The following is a 22,172-nucleotide window of genomic DNA, read 5'->3' as shown; positions in this document are numbered from 1 at the left end:
GGAGCGGCCGGCAACGGGGCCGAAAATCATTTGATGCATTGGCATGACAAGGGGCTGGCCCGACATATCATTGACGACCGAGCGCTTTGACACGGCCGGTCATATGCTCTCCATAAAGCGATATCAGGCGGTCGCAATATGGCCCGATTTCGAAATGCCGTTCGAATTTCTCTCGGGCGCTGCAGCCTAAACGGCGACGTAGCTCGCTGTCGTTGATGAGTTCGAAAATTGCATCGCTCAGTTTTTCAGCATTTTTGGGCGGCACAATCAGACCGTTCTGCCGGTCGTCGATCGCGTCCAGGATAGAGCCGACAGGCGTCGTGATAACAGCAAGGCCATAGGAGAGGGCCTCGAGTATCGCCATCGGCAGGCCTTCGTTATGCGATGGTAATATCAAAATATCGCTATCTGCCAATAGCTGCCGAGTTATATGCTCGTCCGTCCAACCGAGGAAATTCACCCGCGGCGATTTTAGGTCCTTTTTTTCCGCAACTGCTTGGAAGTGGCGGACCGCGCCGTTGCCGGCAATCCGCAGAGACCATGAAGCGACCTGGAATCGCGGTTGAGCTAGCGCTTCGATCAGTTCTGGAATCCCCTTCCGCTCTCCCACTTCGCCGACGAAGGCTAGGCGGCATTCTCGCGATTCCGGTTCCTCCGCGCGCCGGCCAACCAGGGGTGCAGGAACTGCATTATGCAGGATGACGATCTGCGACGGGTCCAGCTTGAGCTCGTTGACGACGTATTCCTGCCATGCGGAGCCCAGGACGACAACACTGTCGCATTTTCGCAGAAAGCCGCAGACGAGGTTTTTCAATGGTGCTGGGAGTTTCTTGTAGAACTGCACGAATTCCGCACCATGCATATGCATGATAACGGGAATGCCGAGCAGCAATGCCGGTAGGCAAAGGATGAATTTGCGCAACACGCTGCCGCGCTCTGATACGTGGGCGTGAAGGATATCGGCCTTCCCGGCCATGCAGGCTGCCGAGAGCCGCAGGAGAGCGAGGAGAAAAAAGACGGGCATAAGAAATTTACTTCCCGGCCCATATGTATCGACGACGACAATGTCCGGCGCGCCTTCTCTGCGCCGAATCTCATTGACGAAGTAGCGAACCATGCGCCCCATGCCGCCACGGGCTTGGGTTCCACCGGGGCTGATGACGTAAACGGTAAACTCACCGGCCATTGTCATGCGGATACCAGATGCAGACTGTCATCCAAAAAGTGCACGGTAGATGAACTTGGGGATATGATGCCGCCGTCGATTCATGACGCAACCGAGGATCTTGGCGCGGCTCAATCCATCGATCAGATTCCGCACAACAGGCTCGCGCGACGCTTCTGCCTGGACGACGAGAATTACGCCATCAAGATAGGGCGCGATGGCCAGAGGAAGACGTGTCCTCGCTATGGCCGGTAGGTCAAAGACGATCGTGTCGAATTGCGATCTGAGATCGTTCCAGAAATGATCGTCAGACAAGCACTGGATGATCTTGCGCGAACTGTCCGCGATAGATGCAAGCGACGTTTCGTAAATGAACGGATGATCGCTTTCATAAATCGCATCGTCGCGCCGGGCCTCCTTCAACGCGCATTGAAGTAAGGTGGGATCATCCGCGGAAGGTTCGGTGTCGCTTTCGTCCAGGCGGACCTTCAAGACCGTATGTCCATGATTGTCTGCCACCGAGCGTGCATACAGCGATGCAACGGTGGATACACCTTCACCGGATCTGGCGGCGATAAAGCCGACCATATTGTTATTGGCTTGTCGGGGAAGGGATTGAACTTCACGGACGATGCCATCCAAGGTCATTGCATCCGTATTACCGCCCCTGTCTCGTTTGGTCAGGGCTCTCGTCATGTCGTAACCCCCAACGGCAGATCGAAAATGTAATTCAATTACCTGCTTGGGTACGAAGCGATGCTTCGGACCTCCAGCGCATAACCGTCCCAGCGGTTGCAGTCATAAGCAGTTGTGGAGCGATATTACGTGGCGCGCTGGTTGCGGCATAGATGGAAAACGCAACGATAGACAAGAATCTGTTCATAGCTGTTGTTCCTCAACCTGAGATGCATCGCGGTGATGAGTAAGCCCGGCGATGCTATAGAGGCGCACGCTATCGCAAGATTTCCTATTTCGGATCGCCCTCCTATACAGCATCGTCGTCTTTCATGAATAGGCAAAGAGAGACATCAATCCTCTAATAACCCCGCTTATGGACCTCGCCCTCAAGTAGAGCGAGACAGGCTATATCGTGTGCTTCGTGAGGGCGGAATCAGCGGTCCAACACCGGATGGAGCGGCTTGAGTACAAGGAAATTCTCCCTAATATGCTGCCCTCTGTTACGATTGAACCATAACGGCAATGTGCCGCGGGTCTTGGATGCGGCTGAAAATCCCAAGCTAGGATTGAGGTATAAGGTGACGGACTACGTTCGACGGATTTTGGATGCGCGGGTTTATGATGTGGCGGTGCAAACGCCGCTCGACCGCATGACGCGCCTGAGCCATCGGCTCGGCTGCACGGCGTTGCTGAAGCGGGAGGATTTGCAGCCGATTTTCTCGTTCAAGATCCGGGGGGCCTATAACCGGATCGCCCGCCTGACGCCGCAGGCGCGAGAGGCAGGGGTCATTTGCGCCTCCGCCGGCAACCACGCCCAGGGCGTCGCCCTGTCAGCGCAGCGCCTGGGCTTGACGGCAACGGTCGTCATGCCGGTCACCACGCCGCAGATCAAGATCGACGCCGTGCGGCATTGGGGCGGCAAGGTCGTGCTGCAGGGGGACACCTTCGACGAAGCCTATGAGTATGCCCGGAGGCTGGAGCGGGAACAGGGCCTGACCTTCATCCACCCCTATGACGACGTCGACGTCATTGCCGGCCAGGGCACCGTTGGGATGGAGATTTTGCATCAATACCCGGATCCGATCGAGGCGATCTTTGTCCCGATCGGCGGCGGCGGGCTGGCCGCCGGTATTGCCTCCTATGTCAAATTCCTGCGGCCCGAGACCAAGGTCATCGGCGTCGAGCCGGTGGATGCGGCATCCATGAAAGCGGCGCTGGAAACCGGCCAGCGCGTGGTGCTCGATCGCGTCGGGCTCTTCGCCGATGGCGTTGCGGTGCGTCAGGCGGGTGCGGAGACATATCGGCTTTGCAAGGATCTGCTGGATGGTGTGTTGGTCGCAAATACTGATGAAATCTGTGCCGCCGTCAAAGATATCTTCGAGGACATCCGCGTTATTGCCGAACCGGCCGGGGCGCTCTCGCTTGCCGGCCTGAAGGCCTATGCCGCGCAGCATTCGACACGTAACGGCACGCTGGTTGCCGTCAATAGCGGTGCCAATATGAATTTCGACCGACTGCGCCATGTGGCGGAACGGGCGGAGGTGGGCGAAGCCCGCGAGATTTTGCTCGGTGTGACAATTCCCGAAAGACAAGGCAGCTACCGTGAGTTCATTCATACTTTGGGCAATCGGATTATCTCAGAATTCAACTACCGCTACGCGGCCGGAGCGGAAGCGCATGTCTTCGTCGGCTTGAAGCTGCGGGATGCCAATAGCGAGAAGGCAGACGTGATCGAGCAACTGAGAAAGCTCGGCTATGGCGTTCTGGATATCAGCGCCAACGAAACGGCGAAACTGCATGTCCGTTACATGGTTGGCGGTCGGGCCGCCGCCTTGCGCGACGAGGTGATCCTGCGCTGTGAATTTCCGGAACGCCCTGGCGCATTATTGCGCTTTCTCGACGGGGTCGGCTCCGCCTGGAATATCACGCTTTTCCATTATCGCAATCACGGCGCGGATTATGGCCGTGTCCTGGTTGGTCTGCAGGTGCCGGCGAATGATCGGCAGCGATTTATCGAGCGCATGGGTCAGCTTGGTTATCCCTATGAGGAGGAGACGGACAATCCGGCCTATCGGATGTTCTTGACCAGCTAGTCATGGCACCCCCAGGCGTGTCGGATTGACGCCTGTCGAGGAGGTGTCCCGATGGTCATGACACGACGGCGAATCCTTACCTTCAGCGCGATCGTTTTGCCCGGTATGGCGTTATCAAAAAAGCCACTTCGGCGCATCATGGTTGGGGCGGCTATGACACCAGTCGCCCTTTCACCCTGACAGGGCAGATAGAGACGTCCTCTTTCCAGAACCCAGATTGCGAAATCGATATGAATGCGAATGGCAAGCATTGGCCTTTTGTGTTGGCCCCGCCATCGCGCATGCTTAATCGCGGCATCACACCGGAGATGATCGCGTCGGGCAAGACCTGCACGGTCTATGGTTACCCGCATCAATCAAATCCGGAGGAGGCTCGCATCGAATACATCATCCTGGACGATAAACGCTACGAGTTGCGCTAGGAAAGGTGATGGAGGAACACGCGGTTTGGCCGATCTTCCACGCGTTGCAGGAAAGTACCTTAGGTCACTTGATGCGGACATCGCCAACACTGTATCCGGCGGCAGAGATCCTGGATATCATCGGCTTCGTCATCCTGGTCGGCTCGATCATTGCGCTCGACCTGCGGCTGCTGGGTTTGGGGCAGTCGGTCGGGATACGGCCGATGGCCAAGCTGATCTTGCCGATGGCACGCGGCGGTTTCCTTCTGGCGATCTGCATGGGCTTTTTGTTATTCAGCGCCGATGCGGCGCATGTCGTGCGCAATCCCGCCTTCCAAATCAAAGTGCTGTTGATTGCCTTGGCCCTCCTCAATATCACGGTCGCTCATACCGGTGCGTGGCGGGTCTCGCGAACTGGCATGGGGATGCGCCGCTAGGAGCGAAGGTAACCGCATTTCTGCCGATCATTTTTGGCTGGCCATCGTTTGCAGAGCCCGGCTGATCGCCTATTTCTGACACGGCCGCATATCCTAAGGGGCCTGATGGCAGAAAAAAGCTGTTCAGCCGTGATTTTCCTTGGTGCATAGTCTTGTCCAGGATATTGCGCAGCATTGTGGATGGATCAATGGAACTGCACAGGCTGAGGACGGAGGCATTGACGAAAGAGGCTTTTGCGCCTTTCGGCGATGTCATCCAGGTGGCTGAGGCGAAGAGCCATTTCACCATCAATCAAGGCTGGGCGGAGCGGTATCACGATCTGGCCACGATCGATGTTCTGGACGATGGTGGCCGGCCGATACTGGGCATCGTCCGCGCGGAGCCGAGGCCGCTGCCGCTGCGGCTGCGCATCATGGAAAGGCACCCGCGCGGCAGCCAGGCTTTTGTCCCGCTGCAACCCTGCTCATTCCTCGTGGTTGTGGCACTCCCTGGCGAAGCGCCTGCCAGGGAGGATTTTCGCTGTTTCCGCACCGTACCCGGACAGGGTGTCAACTACGCCAGAGGTGTCTGGCACCATCCGCTGATCGCCTTGGAACGCAGCACCGATTTCCTTGTCATGGACCGAGGCGGCGCGGGGGCGAATTGTGATGAAGCCTTTTACGACAACCAGCAGATCTGGCTGGAAAACTGACCTGATCGCAGACCTCAGTCAATTCACTTAAGTTCGGTAGGGAATTGAGGTGCGGTTGTTGGCCGCGCTGGCAATCGACGTCCTGAGCTGTTATCTGATCGGCCGAATGAATTGGACCTGAGCTGAGGTAGATCAATGTCCCGCCCCATCGCCCTGCATGAACTGAGCCGCCTGACACCGGCCGAGCGCAGCGCCCTGCTGGTGCGCGCCGAGGAGGATCTCTCCGTTTATCTGGAGCGGGTGAAGCCGATCCTCGACGCCGTGCGGCAGGAAGGCGATGCCGCCCTGGTGCGGTTCGCCCAGCAATTCGACAAGGCGCCAGCCAGCTTCTCTGCGGCCTCGCTCAAGGTAAGCACGGCGGACATCGATGCCGCCTATCAAGCCGTCTCGCCTGAGGTGATCAAGGCGCTCGAATTCGCCGCGGACAATATCCAACGCTATCACCAGGCGCAGATGCCGGAAGATATGTGGATGAAAGAAATCCAGCCAGGCGTGCTGACGGGCGAAAGGTGGAATGCGATCGATTCCTGCGCCTGCTATGTGCCGCGCGGGAAGGGCTCTTTCCCCAGCATGGTGACGATGTCGCTGATCCCCGCCCTGGTTGCGGGCGTGCCGCACCTGGTGATGCTGACGCCGCCGGGCCCGGATGGCAAAGCCGATGCCGCCACCCTGGTTGCCGCGCGCATTTCCGGTGTCGAGGAAGTCTATCTGGTCGGCGGCGCCCAGGCGATCGCCGCCGTCGCCTATGGCACGGCCACGGTGCCGAAGATGCATAAGATCGTCGGTCCCAGCAATTCATATGGCGTTGCAGCGAAGCGTCTGCTCAGCGACCTGATCGATCCAGGTTTCGTCGCCGGCCCGTCGGAATCCATCGTCTTGGCCGACGAAACGGCCGATGGCCGTGTCGCGGCGCTGGACCTGCTGATCGAGGCCGAGCACGGGCCGGATTCCTCCGCCTTCCTGGTGACCAATTCGCGCGCGGTGGCGGAGGCGGCCTTGACGGCGATCCCGCAATTCTTTGCGGAGATGTCGGCGACGCGTGTCGCCTATTGCACCGAAGTCTTGTCGGGCAAGCGTGGCGGCATCGTGCTGACCGGCGATCTGCAAGCGGCCTACGATTTCGTCAATGATTATGCGCCCGAACATATGCTGATCCATGCCGAGGAGCCGTTTGAGCATCTCGGCAAGATCCGCAATGCCGGAGAAATCCTGCTTGGTGCCCATACACCGAATACCCTGGGCAATTATGTGCTGGGGCCGAATGCCATTCTGCCGACATCCGGTGCCGCCCGGACGGCGTCACCGCTCTCGGTCTTCGATTACCTGAAGCGGACTTCACTCGCCTATGTGACGCCGAAAGGTTATCCCATCATGGCGAAGCCGGCCAAAGCGCTGGCCGATTACGAGGGCTTCGATGCCCATGCCAATGCCGTCTCCGATATCCGCGAGCGGTTGATGCGCAAGAACGGCTGACCGGGGTAAAGAGAAAGGCGCAGGTATCGCACCGGTACCTGCGCCTTTTTGTTGGCCCGTATGTGAGCTGTTACAGCGGCTTCGGATCGATGAAGCGTCGGATCACGTTCTCGGTGATGCGGCTGACATTGTTCTCATAGTTGTTGTGGAACAGACTGCCGGCCCAGGAGATCGAGCTGGTCGAGAAGACCGCTCCGCCTTTCGGTGTTTCGAAGAAGGTCATGTCGCAGCGGACCATCGGGCAATTCTCGCCGTCGATGGCCGAATGTGTATGATTGAACTCTTCCTTCACCCAGTGATAGCTGGACGGGAATTCCGAGGCGACAGCGACGATCAGCGTATGGGGCGGCGTGCCCAAAAGCTCATCGGCGCGGTCGATTTCCCAGCCGGCGGCGCCGCCGCCGATCAGGCCGAAATCGCCGATCTTCTCGTCCTTGCCGACACCTTCGAAGATGAAGGCAGCGCGCGGATCGAAGCTGTCCGCGGTGCGATCATACCAGCTTGAGATATCGAAGCCCTGGGCCGCGAAGCCGGTGCCGACAAGACCTTGAGGCGGCTGGCCGTTGCGGCGCCAGAGTCCGCCCAGCTCGCCGCTGAAGTTCATATAGTATTCTCCGTCCTCGGAGATCCAGCCACGCATGCCGTCTTCGGCCCGGCGGTGTTCCAGGACACCCGGCAAGGTCTCATGATAGGCGACGCGCCAATAGAAGCCGTTGGCACCGAGGTAAATCAGCCGTCCGCCTTCATTGGTAAAGTCGCGCACTGTCTGCATCATCTTCGTCGTATAATATTCCGGATGGGTGCCGGTGACGACGCAGCGGTAGTTCTTCAGCAGGTCGAGGCCTTCGGCTTCCATATCGTCATCGGTGATGACGTCATAAGCGATGCCGCGGGCTTCCAGCCAGTCGGTGATATGGGTATCGGCATTGAACTGCCATAGCTCCGCCCGGGGGCGCATATTCAGCACCGGTCGCAGGCGCGAGGAATAGCAGACGCCGCTGCCGTCATTATGGCTGTCATAGGTCGACAGGCCGAAACTGTGGTTTTCCTCCAGATAGCGATCGCCGGCGGAGAGGGTCACAAACTTGCCGCTCGACAATTCATCGAAGCTCCAGCTGGATGCCATCTGATGGTTGGAATAAGCGAGATAGCTGGCGGTCGGAATGAGCAGGGCGACCGGTGCGTTGGCGGTGCCGCGTGGCGGCCGGACATAGAAGGGGATCATGTCGTCGATCTCTCCATCCGGTCCTTTTTGGCGAAGCTCGGCGCAATAGATACCGCTCTTGAGGCCGGCCGGCACTGTCAGGGTGAAATCAGTTTCCCAGCCACAATCGTAGAGATCGTCGTCATGGAAATGAATGGCGCCGTAGTGTTCCGGCTTGTGGCGCCAGTTCATTTCGGTCGCATCCCAATTCCATCCCTTCATCGCCCGTGTCGGCAGATTAACCAGCCGACCATCATGGCCCTGCCCCGAAATGTCGCGGATATCGATGCCCGACATATCGCGAGAGAAATCCCAATCGGCGATGACCGGGAGCTTTCGGGCATCATGCGGACGAAGTGCCGCAAGCGCCGCTACGCCAAGCGCCGCGCCAATGACGCGCGGGCTGTCGATCTTGCCGTTGTAATGAGCGGCGGCATTTTCCTTGTCGGACCAGGCAGCAATCAGGAAACGGCTGCCGCCGGTGGTTTTTGCGCCGGAGATCGTCGCTTCGACCGTATCGGAGCGCTGCACCCGGGGATAGTCCATCAGACGGTGCTGATGCATGACGACCTTGCCGGAAGCGCTATCGAAACTGACCGCGACATGATGCCAATGGCGCGATAGCAGCGTCGTCGACAGCCGAACCGGCGCGGCCGCACCGATCCGGAAGCTGAGATGGCCGGAGCCGTCGATATAGAGCACATAACCGCTTTGTGTCGCCGCATCGAAATTGCCGAGCAAGGCCTGATCACGTCCATCCGCGGGCAGGGTCGGCCAGATCATGACATCGAGCGTGATGGCTTTCGCGGCGAAAGCGCCGCCATTATCGATCACCGCATAAGAACCATGATGGATCGGCTGCCAGCGGGCGGTATAGCTGCCGTCGATCGAAGTTTTAACGGGGTCGACCTTGAGGCCCGGCCCGCCTTCGGAATCGTCGCCGCAGATCAGGCGTATGATCCGGGCATCGTATTTGCCGCTCAGGGGAGAGCTGATTTTGAAGTCGATTTTGTCGCCGGGGGCAACGCTGACCTTGTCGGTATAGCCGAGAAGGCGCTTGGGTAGCTTGCTCATTTTCTAGCCTAGAAGGATGTATGTGATTGGGCGAAGGGCGGTGCGGCTATTCGACGGGGCAATCCTCGCCGGACACCTCGCGCCAGCGGGCACGAAAACAAGCCCAAAGTGCATCTTCATAGCGGTTATAAGCTTGCCCGCCGAGTTCGACGGGCATACCGCGGCGCTCGCCCATTTTGCCCAGGCGCCATTCCCGGGCAGGCATGGTGCAGACGACGATGGTACGGCCCCGGGCATTACCCCAGCGCAGCCGTTGCAGGACCTTCTGCAGCGCAGGGCTGGGATAGGCATCCAGCGGATTCTTCTTATAAGCTGCGGCCAAATCGGCGCAGCTGCTGTCAATCTTGAACACAGTCTGTCTCCCCGAATTCTGGATCGAGATTATGATTTGCCGAGCGCATCATAGAGAGCCATCAGGCCCTCTGTCGATCCATCACGATGCGCACCGGACCCGCTCAGAACGTCGCCGGCCAATTGCTTGCCAAGCTCCACACCCCATTGATCGAAGGAATTCACATTCCACATGATGCCCTGCACGAAAATCTTGTGCTCATAGAGGGCGATCAACATGCCGAGATGATAAGGATCGAGACGGCGCAGCAGGATCGTATTGCTGGGCCGGTTACCCGGAAATGTCCGGAACGGAAGAAGCTGCTTGATCTTTCCCTCATCCATGCCGGCGGCCGACATTTCGGCGCGGACTTCATCGCCCGTCTTTCCCAGCATCAATGCCTGGGTCTGGGCGAAACAATTCGCTGCCAGCAACCGGTGATGATCGGCAAACTTGCCTTCGGCTTTGGCGGGAAGAATGAAGTCGCAGGGAATAAGATGCGTGCCCTGATGGATCAGCTGATAGAAAGCATGCTGCCCATTGGTGCCGGCTTCGCCCCAAAGGATCGGCCCGGTCAACGTCTGGACGGCCCTTCCCTGGCGCGTGGTACCCTTGCCATTGCTCTCCATATCCGCCTGCTGCAGATAGGCGGGAAGCCGCGCCAGGTCCTGGGCATAGGGCAGGATGGCAAGGCTGGCGGCCTTCCAGAAATTGGCGTACCAAAGGCCGATCAGCGCCAGGATCACCGGCAGATTGCCTTCCAGCGGCGCCTCGGCGAAATGCCGGTCCATCGCATGGGCGCCCGCGAGCAATTGCTCGAAGCCTTCCCAGCCGATCGACAGCAGGATTGGCATGCCAATCGCCGACCACAGGGAATAGCGGCCGCCGACCCAATCCCAGAATTCGAACATATTGGCGGGATCGATACCGAATTCGGTCACGCCCTTCGCGTTGGTGGAGACGGCGACGAAATGCTTTGCGACAGCATCGGCCACCGTAACTTGCGAGGTGAGCCAGTTCCGTGCACTACGTGCATTGGTCATCGTCTCCTGGGTGGTGAAGGTCTTTGAGGAAATGATGAAAAGCGTTTCTTCGGCCACGACCTGGTCGAGGATGGCGTCCAGATGCGCGCCGTCAATATTGGAGAGGAAGTGAAACTTAATTTCGGGATGGCGGAAGCGGCGAAGGGATTGGGTCACCATTGCCGGGCCGAGATCAGAGCCGCCGATTCCGATATTGACGACATAGCGGATAGGTTTGCCGGTGGCGCCCAGCCAGCTTCCATTGCGCACGCGCTCGGCAAAGTCCCGCATCTTGGCGAGGACAGTATTGACCGCCGGCATGACATCCTGCCCATCCACCTTGATCGGGCGATTGGATCGATTGCGCAATGCCACATGCAGGACGGCGCGATTTTCCGTGTTGTTGATCTTTTCACCGACGAACATCCGGTCGCGCCACACATCGACGCCGGCTGTCTTCGCAAGATTTAACAGCAAGGGCAGCGTTTCCTTAGTGATCCGGTTTTTGGAGAAGTCCAGGACCAGATCGCCTTGGCCGGTCGATAGGCGCGCATGAAAATGCTCGAAGCGCTGGGGATCGGCTGCAAACAGATCACGGAGATGAAGTTTTTCGATGTCGCGTTGGTGTTGTTCGAGGGCGATCCAATCGGAAGAACGATTGAGGTCGGTCATGTCACCACGTCGGGTTGCTGGCGGCCGGATTGGCGCTTGATGCCGATAACATTCTCGGCGATGTCGATCAAATCGGCCAAAGCGATCTGCGGGTCGAGGTCATGCTTCGCGGGATCGGCCTGATAGCTTTCCAGGTAAAGCCGCAGCGTGGCCCCTTCGGTTCCAGTACCCGACAGGCGCAGCACGATGCGGGCGCCATCCTCGAACATCAGGCGCAGGCCTTGCTTCGCGCTGGTCGAGCCGTCGATCGGATCGTGATAGGTGAAATCGTCGGCGTGACGAAGCTGGCGATCGCCGAAGGCACGGCCTTTCAAGCCCCCGAGTTCCTGCTGCAAGCCATCGACGATCTTGTTGGCGATGTCGCTTTCCAGCGTCTCGTAATCGTGGCGCGAATAATAATGCCGACCGAATTGCCGCCAGTGGTCCCGCATGATTTCAGTGACGGGCTGGCCGCGTACAGCAATCAAATTCAGCCAGAACAGCACGGCCCAAAGGCCATCTTTCTCGCGTACGTGATTGGAGCTGGTGCCGTAGCTTTCCTCGCCGCATAAGGTCGCGCGGTCGGCATCCAGAAGATTGCCAAAGAATTTCCACCCGGTCGGCGTCTCAAAACAGGGAATGCCGAGTGACTTGGCGACAGCATCGGCGGCCTGGCTGGTGGGCATGGATCGGGCGATTCCGGCGAGGCCATCGCGATAGCCGGGCACATGCTTGGCATTGGCGGCAAGCACGGCGAGGCTGTCGCTGGGCGATACGGCAAGCCGCCGGCCGAGGATCATATTGCGGTCGCCATCACCATCCGAGGCGGCGCCGAAGACCGGGCCATTCTCCTGCCACAGCAGCGTCATCAGCTCCTTGGCATGGGCGGGATTGGGATCGGGATGGTCACCGCCAAAATCGGGTAGGGGTGTTGCGTTCAATAACCAGTCGGCTTTCACACCCAGCATGTCGCCGAGTATCCGCTTGGCATAGGGGCCGGTAATCGCGTGCATGGCATCGAAGCGCAGATCGAAACCGGCCTTGATGAGATCCGCGAGCCGATCGAAATCGAACAGGCGCTGCATCAATTCGGCATAATCGGCAACGGGATCGATGACCTCGACGGTCATGTCGCCGAGCTTCTGCTGGCCGAGCCGGCTGGAATCGAAAGAGGCGCCTTCGATCAACCGATAGCTGGTGATGCCTTTGGAGCGGGTGAAAATGGCCTCGGTCAGTTTTTCCGGGGCCGGTCCACCATTGCTGATATTGTATTTGATGCCGAAATCGCCATCCGGGCCGCCCGGATTGTGGCTGGCGGAGAGCACGATGCCGCCATGGGCCTTGTGTTTGCGAATGATGCAGCTAACCGCCGGCGTAGATAGCAAACCGTCCTGACCAAGCAGGATGCGGCCGACGCCATTGGCCGCCGCCATGCGCAGGATGAGTTCGATGGCCTCGTTATTGAAATATCGCCCGTCACCGCCAAGAACCAGGGTTTTTCCTGCCAGACCATCCTGCTCAGCTGCCAAAGTATCGAAGATCGATTGGACGAAGGTGGCGAGGTAATGCGGCTGCTGGAAGACCTTCACCTTTTTTCGCAGGCCCGATGTGCCAGGGCGCTGATCGGTGAAAGGGTGGCAATCGACCTGTCGAATCATGAGCTTTCCTGCAAAAGGTCCGTCTTAAGAAATAAGGTGCCGCTGACGGCCGTCGAATACGCCCTGTTTGCCAAGGTGCAAATTGGTCAAGGTCCGGTCGGCATGGCGCATGCGCCAGCTCAACATCTTTTGAGCATAACGCAGCAGGATAGGTGCCTGTTCCGCTTGTTCCGCTAAATTGTTCATTTCGTCGGGATCCTGGGTCAGGTCAAAGAACAGCGGCGGCAATGTCGCGAAATGAACATATTTGTAGCGCCGGTCGCGGATCACCGTCAGATAACAATCGTCCGGCTTCAAGCCCAGCCAGGTTTCGGCATCGAGACCCGGGAGATTTGGCGTATAGCGAAAATCGACCTCGTAATGCACTTCATCGCGCCAATCGACGGGGGCATTGCCTTCGAGGAAAGGCAGCAGGGAACGGCCATCGCATTGCGCCGGAATATCGCTACCCAGCCAATCGAGAATGGTCGGCATGATATCCACGGATTCGGTGAAGAGGTCAATCTGGCGGCCGCGCCCATTGTCGCTGGTACGACGCGGATCCCGGATGATCAGCGGGATGTGGAAGCTCTGATCGAAATAAGTTTCCTTACCCCAAGTATAGTGATCTCCTCCCATCTCCGCGTGATCGCAGGTAAAGATGATCAGCGTGCTTTCATATTCGCCGGTCGCCTTCAGATGCGCGATGATACGGCCGATTTGGTCGTCGACTTGGGTGATCATGGCGTAGTAGGTGGCGCGCATCTGGCGCAGATTGAGCTCATCCATCGTCACGAGATTATACGGATTGTGCTCATCGTAACTTGAGTGTTCCCGGAAATGATCGATCCACAATTTCAAATGCGGGTGTTGTGCCGCTTCTTCTTCTGGCGTTGCCTTGCGCCGCGGCATGGAAACGTCCGTTGGATCGTATAAGGCATTGTAGGGTTCCGGCGCGATGACCGGTGGATGCGGCCGCAAAAAAACGCAATGGACAAACCAGTCCTGATTCTGGCGAACCGACAGCCACTTCAGCACCGTGTCGGCCATGAAAGCCGTTTCACTGTCCTCGGCCTTGAAGATGGTCGGCAGGAAGCTGTGGCCGCGATCGGCTGGCAGTGATACGTCCTGGCGGGGCTTGTAGACATCCGAGCGATCGTTGAACCGATAGCCCTTGGCCTTCAGATCGGCGATCCACGGCATCATGTGGTCGGGGAAGGGTAGGCCGACGGTGAAGCCCGGCATGACGCCTTCATAAGTCTTGAGCGCCGGATCGTTTGGAGCTCTGCCGCGCGGATCCTGACTGGTATCGGTATAGCCGAACAGGGTTGGGTCGTAACCGGCCTTGCGGACCTCGTACGCCAGATTGGTGAAACGTGCATCCAGCGGCGTGCCGTTGCGGCCGGAGCGGTGATTCATCAGATACAGACCGGTGAGCAGGCTGGTGCGGGCCGGACCGCAGGGCGCGCAGGTTGTATAATGGCGCTTGAACAGCACGCTTTCCGCGGCGAGCGCATCGAGGTGAGGCGTCTTGACAACCGGATGTCCAATGGCAGACAGGCATTCCGCCCGCCATTGATCGGCGGAAATCAGCAGAACTTTGCGCGGATGGTCGGGCATGATGGCAGCTCAGGCTCGGCGAAAGGGTCAAAATCTCTCAATTTGGTAGCCGGTTGCGCTGAACTTGTCGATCCATTCCGGAGCGCCGGAATCACTCTTCCGGCAGCGGCGGCAGGTGAAGCCCTCAGATGCGTTCGGGAGCCAGTTTCAGGACGCTTTCGGCGCCGCTGACAATGGCGATCTCCAGCCCCAGGGCCTGCGGCAACTGATTCGTCATATAGAACTGGGTTACCGCCAGTTTCTCATCCAGAATCGGGTCCCTGCTTTGACGGGCCGCGAGCGTCGATTTCGCCAAGAGCCAGCCGCCCAGGACTAGGCCGAATAACTCGAGATAGGGCGAAGCGCCGGCCAAAGCGCTGCCGATTTCCTGTTCGCCAAGTTTCAAAAGATGTTCCGTCGCACGGCTCAGGGCGGTCAGAGTCGGTTCGAGATGGGTGGAGAGCACCTGCATTTCCAGGTCGCTATCGACTTTCAGCGCTTCAAGGGTAACGGTCATGCTGGCGATCAGACCGCGCGCGGAGCGGCCGCCGTCGCGGAGCAATTTGCGGCCTAGGAGGTCGATCGCCTGGATGCCATTGGTGCCCTCATAGATCGGCGCGATTCGGGCATCGCGATAGAATTGCGCGACACCGGTTTCTTCGATGAAACCCGCTCCGCCGTGAATCTGCAGGCCGAGCGAGGCAGCCGCGACGCCGCGATCGGTCGACCAGGCTTTGGCGATTGGGATCAGCAGATCGACCAAAGCCTGATAGCCCGCGCGATCAGCGGAATCCGGGTGCCGTTTCGCGCGGTCGAGCGTGCCGGCGGCAAAATAAATCAAGCAGCGTGTTGCTTCGCTCCAAGCACGCAAGGCCATCAGGCTACGGCGAATATCCGGATGATGGTGGATGGGCAGACGGGCGGTGGGATCATTGCCCGGCGTCGTGCCTTGCACCCGCTCGCTTGCATAAGCCCGCGCGGCCTGCAGCGCACGCTCCGCGATGGCCAGTCCCTGTACGCCGACGGCAAGGCGAGCATTGTTCATCATCGTGAACATGTATTCGAGGCCGCGATTGGGTTCGCCGACCAAATAACCGACGGCACCACCTTCGTCACCATAGGCCATGACGCAGGTTGGGCTGGCGTGAATGCCAAGCTTGTGTTCCAGTGCGACCGCCTTCACATCGTTGCGCGCGCCAAGGCTGCCATCCTGATTGACCAGGAATTTCGGCACGATGAAGAGCGAAATGCCTTTCGATCCCTTTGGAGCATCGGGTAGCCGGGCCAAGACGAAATGAACGATGTTCTCGGCCATTTCGTGATCGCCATAGGTAATGAAGATCTTCTGCCCGGTCAGGAGGTGGTGATCGCCTTTGGGCTCGGCGCGGGTTTTCAACGCGCCCAGATCCGACCCGGCCTGTGGCTCCGTCAAATTCATCGTGCCGGTCCAGCGGCCGGCAATGAGTGGCGCGAGATAGGTCTTCTTCTGTGCATCACTGCCGTGGATCTGCAGCGCCTCGACGGCACCCTGCGTCAGCAACGGACAAAGCGAGAAAGCCATGTTCGCGGCGTTCCAGATTTCCTGTAGCGCCGTGGTTAACGCCCAAGGCATGCCCTGGCCGCCGAAATCCGGATCGAAGGCGACCGAATTCCAACCGGCTTCGGCGAATTGGCGATAAGCCTCTGCTTGACCCGCTGGTACACGGACCTTGCCCTCCGCCAGTTTCGCACCTTCCATATCACCAATGCGATTGAGCGGCGCCAGGACCTCGGCGGCAAATCTTGCGGCTTCTCCCAAGATGGCATCGCAGGTTTCGAGGCTAGCTTCCTGATAGCCAGGAAGTTGCGCTATCGCTTCCAGTCCGGCGATATGCCGTAGAGTGAAGCGGATATCCTCAATGGGTGCCTGGTAGTCGGGCATTGCGCGCATCCTTAAAGCCGCGAGTAGCGCATGATGCGCTGGACACGTGCTGGATGCAAAGCCGGTTTTGCTTTACTTGCTTCGGCGCAGCTCCATTTCACCGATACCGCCGGCAATGTTCAGGCCCGTATTGCCTTCCAGGCTGAGCGGTTGCAGCGAGATTGTCTTGTTGCTGCCGCCGATCAACGCATTGGCCCCCAGGCCGACGCCGGCGGTGACATTGGCGCTGCCGCCGACATAGGTGCCAGCGAGGGAGCCAGGCGCGATATTGCCGCTGGGCGCGAAGACGCCCCAGACAATCCGCGCCGAGCTGACATAGCCGATGTCAACGCCGTAGCGCTTGATTTCACCGCTATAGCTTTCTTTCTTGCCGTCCGGGCGGGTGAAGACGCAATTCATGTTGCGCGATGAACCGAAGATGAAGCTGACCCCGGATGCGACGCGGCAACTGAGCGAGCCCACATTGACACCGCCTTCACCGGCCAAACTCGGCGATACGGCAAGGGGCAGGGCGGTGCTAAGGCCGATCGCCATTGCCAGAGATAATCGTTTCCACATGTTCGTCTCCATGCGCTTGTCATCCGCAACCTTCCGACTGTCGCCGGCGCCAGATGCTGGATGACACCTATTATCTCAGCCTATCCGGGCTGGGTCGCGCTCAAAACACCTGTGGAGGCGCCCTTTATCCCGAGCGGCTTCATCACTTTTACGTGCCAGTCGAGGATTAAAATGCTTACTCTGCGCGTGGTGCCGCGGCGCGGCGAAGGCGGTCATTGATGGCTAGGCCAAGGCCGGCGTCGGGGATGGGCATGACAGCGATGCCGCGGTGATCCGGACGATCAGCGGCGCGCAGGGCAGCGAAAAGATTTGCGGCGGCTTCCGTCAGATCGCCAGTTGGACTGAGATTGTGGCTGCCGGCCGGTGCCGATGGCCCGAAGCCCAGCAGAATTTCCCCCGCTTCAGCACTCTGAGCATTCAGGCGAACAGGCAGACTCGGCGCGTAATGGCTGCTCAATTGGCCCGGGCTTTTGTGGCCCTGCTCGCCGGTTTCGACGATCCGGTGCCAATTAACTTCATGGCCGAGCACGGCGGAGATCGCTTCCGGTAGAATACCGCCCGGCCGCAAAATGGCGGGCTGGTCGCCGGTCAAATCCAGCACCGTGGATTCAATGCCGACTTTGCAAGGTCCACCATCGAGCACGATTTCGACCTTGCCACCGAGCCCATCGATCACATGTTCCGGACAGGTCGGGCTGATGCGGCCGGAGGGATTGGCACTGGGCCCCGCCAAAGGGAGACCGCTATCCGTCAACAGCCGTTGCGCGACCGGATGGTTCGGGACACGGATGGCAACGGTATCAAGCCCGGCGCTGAGCAGCAGTGACAGCTTGCACTCCTTCAGGCGCGGCAGGATCAAGGTGAGGGGGCCCGGCCAGAAATGCCGCGCCAATAACGCGGCATCTTCGGTCATGTAGACATAGGCCGCTGCGGCATCCAGATTTGGTACATGCACGATCAGCGGGTTGAAATCCGGCCGGTTCTTGGCCTCGTAGATGGCGGCGACGGCATGATCATCCAATGCATTGCCGCCCAGGCCGTAGACCGTTTCGGTCGGAAAGGCGACCAGCTTGCCCGCCCGCAAAACCTGCCCGGCCTCGGCAATGCTGGCGAAGGTGGCGGGCAGCAGTCGCGTCATCGCCCGCCGTCTCAGTCCCGGCCGCGGGCAATGAAATGCGGATTAAGGAAACCAGGTTTGCCGTAAGGTAGCACCCTGCCGTCGAGCTGGCGGACCGATCCGCCGGCAGAGACGAGAACGGCATGCCCGGCTGCGGTATCCCATTCCATGGTGGGGCCGAAGCGGGGATAGATATCGGCAACGCCTTCCGCCAGCCGGCAGAATTTCAGTGAACTGCCGGCGACGAGGGTATCGGCAATCTTCACGCCCATTTCCTCGGCCTTGACCAGTTCCTTGGCAGCATGCGAGCGGCTGATCGTCATCACCGCGCCATCGGTGGGGACGGCACGGGTCCGGATCTCTTCATAGGCGCCTTTATTCACGCGGCGCCAGGCAGTCTTGCCATCGCCGCCATAGGTCTGGCCGAGGACAGGTACATGAACGATGCCCAGTTTGGGGCTGCCGCCTTCGATCAGGGCGATGTTGACGGTGAATTCGCCGTTGCGGGCGATGAATTCCTTGGTGCCATCCAGCGGGTCGACGAGCCAGAACCGCGCCGCCGCTTCGGCCGGCAGGCCGCCGACCGCCGCTGCCTCTTCGGCAATCAGGGGAATCTCGGGGGTCAGCTTATGCAATTCGGCGGCAATTACGGCTTCCGCTGCCACATCGGCTTCCGTCACCGGTGATTTATCGGATTTATGCTGATGCGCGAAATCGCTTTCGTAAATGCGCAGAATAACCTCGCCGGCCGCGAGCGCAATACGTTCCAATTCAACTGTCAGTTGGTCTGCCGGCTGGTTCCCCATGGTCATAAGCCTGATCCACTCCGTTATCCCTGCCTGAACACGTACAAATCGGCAGGGTCGGCATGTCTATAGGCCGCTGACCGGAGGCTGGCAAGGCATCCGGGGCGTCAATCACAGAACTGAACCGGATTATCAGGTCCGTTTGGCCAGATAGGCATCCACCAATTCGATCAAACGCTCGCGGCCGAAACTGGGGTCATGGCCGGCATGAACGACTTGTACCGGCAGTTCGCGCAACCGCTTCATGGTGCGGATATAAGTCGGGATATGTGCGCCTTCGACCTCATCCAGCAGCGGGCCGTCATAGATCGCATCCCCGGAAAACAGCGTACCGGTGCTGGCTTCCCAGAGACCGATGCTCCCCGGCGAATGACCCGGCAGATGCAACACTTCGAAATGCCGATTGCCGATATCGACCACATCGCCTTCTTCGACGATCTCGGTCACGGTCGAGGGTTGAATGTAATAGCTCGCGAGATCGTAGCCTTCATGCGGTAAGGCGGTGATGAGATCCCCATCGATCGGATAGCCGGCAACACTGAATTTGCGGATATCGTCTTCGCCGATCACCGAGGCAAGCAGTGTACCGCGTTCGGTCGGCTCATGGAGGTTGTCGGCTTCCAGCCGATGGACCAGCGTGTGGTCGAATTCGTGGTGGCCGCCGATGTGATCCGCATGGGTATGCGTCGCCACCGCAGTCACCTTCTTTTCCAGAAGATGCGCGGCGGCATCGCGCAGGCTGGTAATGCCCATACCGGTATCGATGAGAAGGTCACGATCGCGGCCGCGCACATGCCAGATATTGCAGCGCATCAGCGGCACGACATGTGGTTCATAGAGCAAGGTGATATTGTCGCTGATGCGTTGGATTTCGAACCAGCGGTCGGCAATCGGCAACATGATCGTCTCTCTCAGCGGCCGAAGAAGCGGGCGGGGCGTTTGCCGAGGAAGGCTTGCACGCCTTCCTGGAAATCGTCAGTTTCAGCGGCGATCGGCTGCAGTTCGGCTTCGGTTGCAAGCTGCTGTTCCAGCGAATGATGACCGCTGGCATTCAGGGCTTGCTTCATCAAGGCCAGCGCCACCGTCGGCATCTCGGCAAGGCGCTTGCTCAAGGCATCGACTGTGGCCGGGAAGTCGGCATCGGGCACAGCCTCCCAGATCATTCCCCATTCGGCGGCCTTACGAGCATCGATCGCATCGCCGAGCATCGCCAGTCCCAATGCGCGCGCATGGCCGACCAGACGCGGCAGGAAATAGGTACCGCCGGCATCGGGGATGAGGCCGATCCGGCTGAAAGCCTGCACGAAGCTGGCGCTTTCCGCAGCAACAACGATATCGCAGGCCAATGCGAGATTGGCCCCTGCACCGGCGGCAATCCCGTTGACGGCTGCCACGACCGGCATGGCAAGGCTGCGGATTTGACGGATGATCGGATTGTAGTGCCGTTCAATGACATTGCGGACGCTGCGGCCATCCCCGATCGCACCGGCCTCGCGCAGATCCTGACCGGCGCAGAAGGCACGACCGGCGCCGGTGATGACGAGGACCCGCGCTTCATCATCCATGCCGATATCCGACAAGACATCACCCAACTCGCTCAACATGGACGCGGTCAAGCTGTTCAGCTTGTCGGGGCGGTTGAGCGTCAGGTGCAGGATGTTATCGCGGCGGTCCAGAAGGATGGTTTGGTCGGTCATTCTGTCTCAGGCCTATCAAATTCGACATCGATCATCGGTGTGACAATATGCTGCCGCGGCGATAATGCCATACTGCCATAACATCGATAGACTTTTCTTTACGCCAGTTGCCGAGAGCGGAGGCAGTTACAGATGCGTCATTGGTTGATCGCGGCCGGTATCACCGGCTTGATGGGCGTTGGTTTCGGTGCCTTTGCCGCCCATGGCCTGAGCCAGCGCGGCGATCCGAGCGTGGTCGAATGGGTCAAGACTGGGGCGAGCTACCAGCTCTGGCATGCCGCGGCCCTGCTCGGCCTCGCGGCCTGGGCCGAGCGCTTGTCCTCGCGCTGGATCACTTTTGCGGCCCATGGGTTTTTCTGGGGTGCATTGATCTTCTCGGGCAGTCTCTATCTACTGGCCTTCCTGCAGCAACGCTGGTTGGGGGCCATTACGCCCATTGGCGGTGTTTTGATGATGCTAGGCTGGCTATCGGTCTGTTTTGCCGGTCTCGCTCAACGGAGGTCCGCATGACGACAGCCCTCGTGACGCATCCCGCCTGTCTGGAACATGACACCGGGCCCGGGCATCCCGAGCGCATCGACCGTTTGCGTGCTGTCCTGTCCGCCCTTAGCGGGCCGGAATTTGCTGCGCTGCAGCATATCGAGGCGCCCCTAGCAGCGCGCGCCGCGATCAGCAGGGTCCACGGCAAGGATTATGTCGAGGCCGTGCTCGGCGCGATCCCCGACCACGATTATGCGATGCTGGACAGCGATACGATCCTGTCGCCGGGATCGGGACAGGCGGCCTTGCGAGCTGCCGGGGCCACCATGGCGGCGGTGGATATGGTCGCTTCCAGCCAGGTAAAGAACGCCTTTTGCGCTATCCGGCCGCCCGGTCATCATGCCGAAGCGACTCGGGCCATGGGCTTTTGCCTGTTTAACAACGTCGCCATTGCGGCCGCGCATGCGCGAGCAGCTCATGGCTGGGAGCGGGTGGCCGTGGTGGATTTCGACGTTCATCACGGTAACGGCACCCAGCATATGTTCGAAGCCGACCCCAACCTGTTTTTTGCCTCGACTCACCAGATGCCGCTTTATCCGGGCACGGGTGCTGCGCGGGAAACTGGCTGCGGCAATATCTGCAATGCACCTCTGCAACCGGGTGCGGGATCGGCTGAATTCCGGGCGGCGATGAGTGAGATCATCCTGCCGGCAGTTGAAGCCTTCCGGCCCGATCTGCTGCTGATTTCGGCCGGATTCGACGCGCATCGGGCTGACCCATTGGCAAATCTGGCCTTCGAAACCGAGGATTTTGGCTGGGCGACCAAAGAATTAACGGCTTTGGCGGATCGCTGTTGCGAGGGACGCGTGGTTTCGACATTGGAAGGGGGCTACGACCTGAAGGCGCTGGCCGAAAGCGCCGCCGCCCATGTGGCCGCTTTGATGGCAGCTTGAGCAATATTCAAATACAAATGTTATCCACAATAGGCTGCGGGGTGGGTTCTTGCCCGCGATACTTGCTGCTTCGCACAAGGGCCATTAAGATGGCCAACTCGTTATGATGCCGCCGAATTCACCTTGCGACTCCCTTACCGGGCGCCGGGACATTCGGGCGGCTGCTTTGTTTTGGGGTTAGGT

General features: G+C 59.4%; 20 protein-coding genes. 7 read left to right on the top strand and 13 right to left on the bottom strand.

The annotated features are described in order from the left end of the window. Positions 1-67: 67 nt before the first annotated feature. A complete protein-coding gene (locus SMD27_RS15475; RefSeq protein WP_320509312.1) occupies positions 68-1,192 on the bottom strand; it encodes a glycosyltransferase family 4 protein in 1,125 nt (374 codons plus the stop codon). Positions 1,193-1,213: 21 nt separating this feature from the next. Then, positions 1,214-1,861: a P-loop NTPase family protein gene (locus SMD27_RS15470; RefSeq protein WP_320509311.1), complete on the bottom strand. Its 648-nt coding sequence runs from the start codon at positions 1,859-1,861 to the stop codon at positions 1,214-1,216. A 560-nt stretch (positions 1,862-2,421) separates the two neighbouring features. Here SMD27_RS15470 and ilvA point away from each other — a divergent pair. The 5 genes from ilvA (at position 2,422) to hisD (ending at position 6,939) form a co-directional block, all read left to right on the top strand. Next, on the top strand, positions 2,422-3,936 hold the full coding sequence (ilvA, locus tag SMD27_RS15465; protein WP_320509310.1) for a threonine ammonia-lyase, biosynthetic: 1,515 nt from the start codon (positions 2,422-2,424) through the stop codon (positions 3,934-3,936). Between the two features lie 32 nt (positions 3,937-3,968). Beyond that, positions 3,969-4,358 (top strand): DUF6152 family protein, encoded by a 390-nt coding sequence (locus tag SMD27_RS15460; RefSeq protein ID WP_320509557.1) that lies wholly within the window; start codon positions 3,969-3,971, stop codon positions 4,356-4,358. A gap of 8 nt (positions 4,359-4,366) precedes the next feature. Next, positions 4,367-4,774, top strand: a complete 408-nt coding sequence (locus SMD27_RS15455; protein WP_320509309.1) for a hypothetical protein — start codon at positions 4,367-4,369, stop codon at positions 4,772-4,774. 188 nt (positions 4,775-4,962) lie between these two features. Next, the gene (locus SMD27_RS15450) at positions 4,963-5,466 is read left to right on the top strand and encodes an ureidoglycolate lyase (protein WP_320509308.1); all 504 of its coding nucleotides are present in this window, start codon (positions 4,963-4,965) and stop codon (positions 5,464-5,466) included. Between the two features lie 135 nt (positions 5,467-5,601). Continuing rightward, on the top strand, positions 5,602-6,939 hold the full coding sequence (hisD, locus tag SMD27_RS15445) for a histidinol dehydrogenase (RefSeq protein WP_320509307.1): 1,338 nt from the start codon (positions 5,602-5,604) through the stop codon (positions 6,937-6,939). 70 nt (positions 6,940-7,009) lie between these two features. Here the strand turns inward: hisD and SMD27_RS15440 are convergent, their stop codons facing one another. The 11 genes from SMD27_RS15440 to SMD27_RS15390 form a co-directional block, all read right to left on the bottom strand. Beyond that, positions 7,010-9,217: a N,N-dimethylformamidase beta subunit family domain-containing protein gene (locus SMD27_RS15440; protein ID WP_320509306.1), complete on the bottom strand. Its 2,208-nt coding sequence runs from the start codon at positions 9,215-9,217 to the stop codon at positions 7,010-7,012. Positions 9,218-9,263: 46 nt separating this feature from the next. After that, positions 9,264-9,569: a hypothetical protein gene (locus tag SMD27_RS15435; protein ID WP_320509305.1), complete on the bottom strand. Its 306-nt coding sequence runs from the start codon at positions 9,567-9,569 to the stop codon at positions 9,264-9,266. A gap of 29 nt (positions 9,570-9,598) precedes the next feature. Next, positions 9,599-11,242: a glucose-6-phosphate isomerase gene (gene pgi, locus SMD27_RS15430; protein WP_320509304.1), complete on the bottom strand. Its 1,644-nt coding sequence runs from the start codon at positions 11,240-11,242 to the stop codon at positions 9,599-9,601. Then, positions 11,239-12,879 (bottom strand): alpha-D-glucose phosphate-specific phosphoglucomutase, encoded by a 1,641-nt coding sequence (locus tag SMD27_RS15425; protein WP_320509303.1) that lies wholly within the window; start codon positions 12,877-12,879, stop codon positions 11,239-11,241. The genes pgi and SMD27_RS15425 overlap by 4 nt, the downstream gene beginning before the upstream one ends. 24 nt (positions 12,880-12,903) lie before the next feature. Further along, positions 12,904-14,478 carry an alkaline phosphatase family protein gene (locus tag SMD27_RS15420; RefSeq protein ID WP_320509302.1) on the bottom strand — a complete coding sequence of 525 codons (1,575 nt, stop codon included), beginning with the start codon at positions 14,476-14,478 and terminating at the stop codon, positions 12,904-12,906. A 124-nt stretch (positions 14,479-14,602) separates the two neighbouring features. After that, positions 14,603-16,378 carry an acyl-CoA dehydrogenase gene (locus SMD27_RS15415; RefSeq protein ID WP_320509301.1) on the bottom strand — a complete coding sequence of 592 codons (1,776 nt, stop codon included), beginning with the start codon at positions 16,376-16,378 and terminating at the stop codon, positions 14,603-14,605. 72 nt (positions 16,379-16,450) lie between these two features. Then, positions 16,451-16,936: a DUF992 domain-containing protein gene (locus SMD27_RS15410; RefSeq protein ID WP_320509300.1), complete on the bottom strand. Its 486-nt coding sequence runs from the start codon at positions 16,934-16,936 to the stop codon at positions 16,451-16,453. 175 nt (positions 16,937-17,111) lie between these two features. Next, positions 17,112-18,074 carry an L-threonylcarbamoyladenylate synthase gene (locus SMD27_RS15405; RefSeq protein WP_320509299.1) on the bottom strand — a complete coding sequence of 321 codons (963 nt, stop codon included), beginning with the start codon at positions 18,072-18,074 and terminating at the stop codon, positions 17,112-17,114. A gap of 11 nt (positions 18,075-18,085) precedes the next feature. Continuing rightward, entirely contained in the window at positions 18,086-18,865 is a 780-nt protein-coding gene (gene cysQ / locus SMD27_RS15400) for a 3'(2'),5'-bisphosphate nucleotidase CysQ (protein ID WP_320509298.1), read from the bottom strand. A gap of 126 nt (positions 18,866-18,991) precedes the next feature. Continuing rightward, a complete protein-coding gene (locus SMD27_RS15395; RefSeq protein WP_320509297.1) occupies positions 18,992-19,759 on the bottom strand; it encodes an MBL fold metallo-hydrolase in 768 nt (255 codons plus the stop codon). Positions 19,760-19,770: 11 nt separating this feature from the next. After that, positions 19,771-20,556, bottom strand: coding sequence for an enoyl-CoA hydratase-related protein (locus SMD27_RS15390; RefSeq protein WP_320509296.1), 786 nt, complete (start codon positions 20,554-20,556; stop codon positions 19,771-19,773). A gap of 132 nt (positions 20,557-20,688) precedes the next feature. Here SMD27_RS15390 and SMD27_RS15385 point away from each other — a divergent pair, with 132 nt between their 5' ends. Beyond that, on the top strand, positions 20,689-21,066 hold the full coding sequence (locus SMD27_RS15385) for a DUF423 domain-containing protein (RefSeq protein ID WP_320509295.1): 378 nt from the start codon (positions 20,689-20,691) through the stop codon (positions 21,064-21,066). After that, complete coding sequence (locus tag SMD27_RS15380; RefSeq protein ID WP_320509294.1) at positions 21,063-21,989, top strand: histone deacetylase family protein; 927 nt, start codon at positions 21,063-21,065, stop codon at positions 21,987-21,989. The genes SMD27_RS15385 and SMD27_RS15380 overlap by 4 nt, the downstream gene beginning before the upstream one ends. Positions 21,990-22,172 lie beyond the last annotated feature (183 nt).

The organism is Dongia soli, assembly GCF_034044715.1.
Lineage (GTDB): Bacteria > Pseudomonadota > Alphaproteobacteria > Dongiales > Dongiaceae > Dongia_B > Dongia_B soli.
The sequence above is the reverse complement of the archived record's forward strand: the minus strand, read 5'-3'. Positions and strand labels throughout refer to the sequence as shown.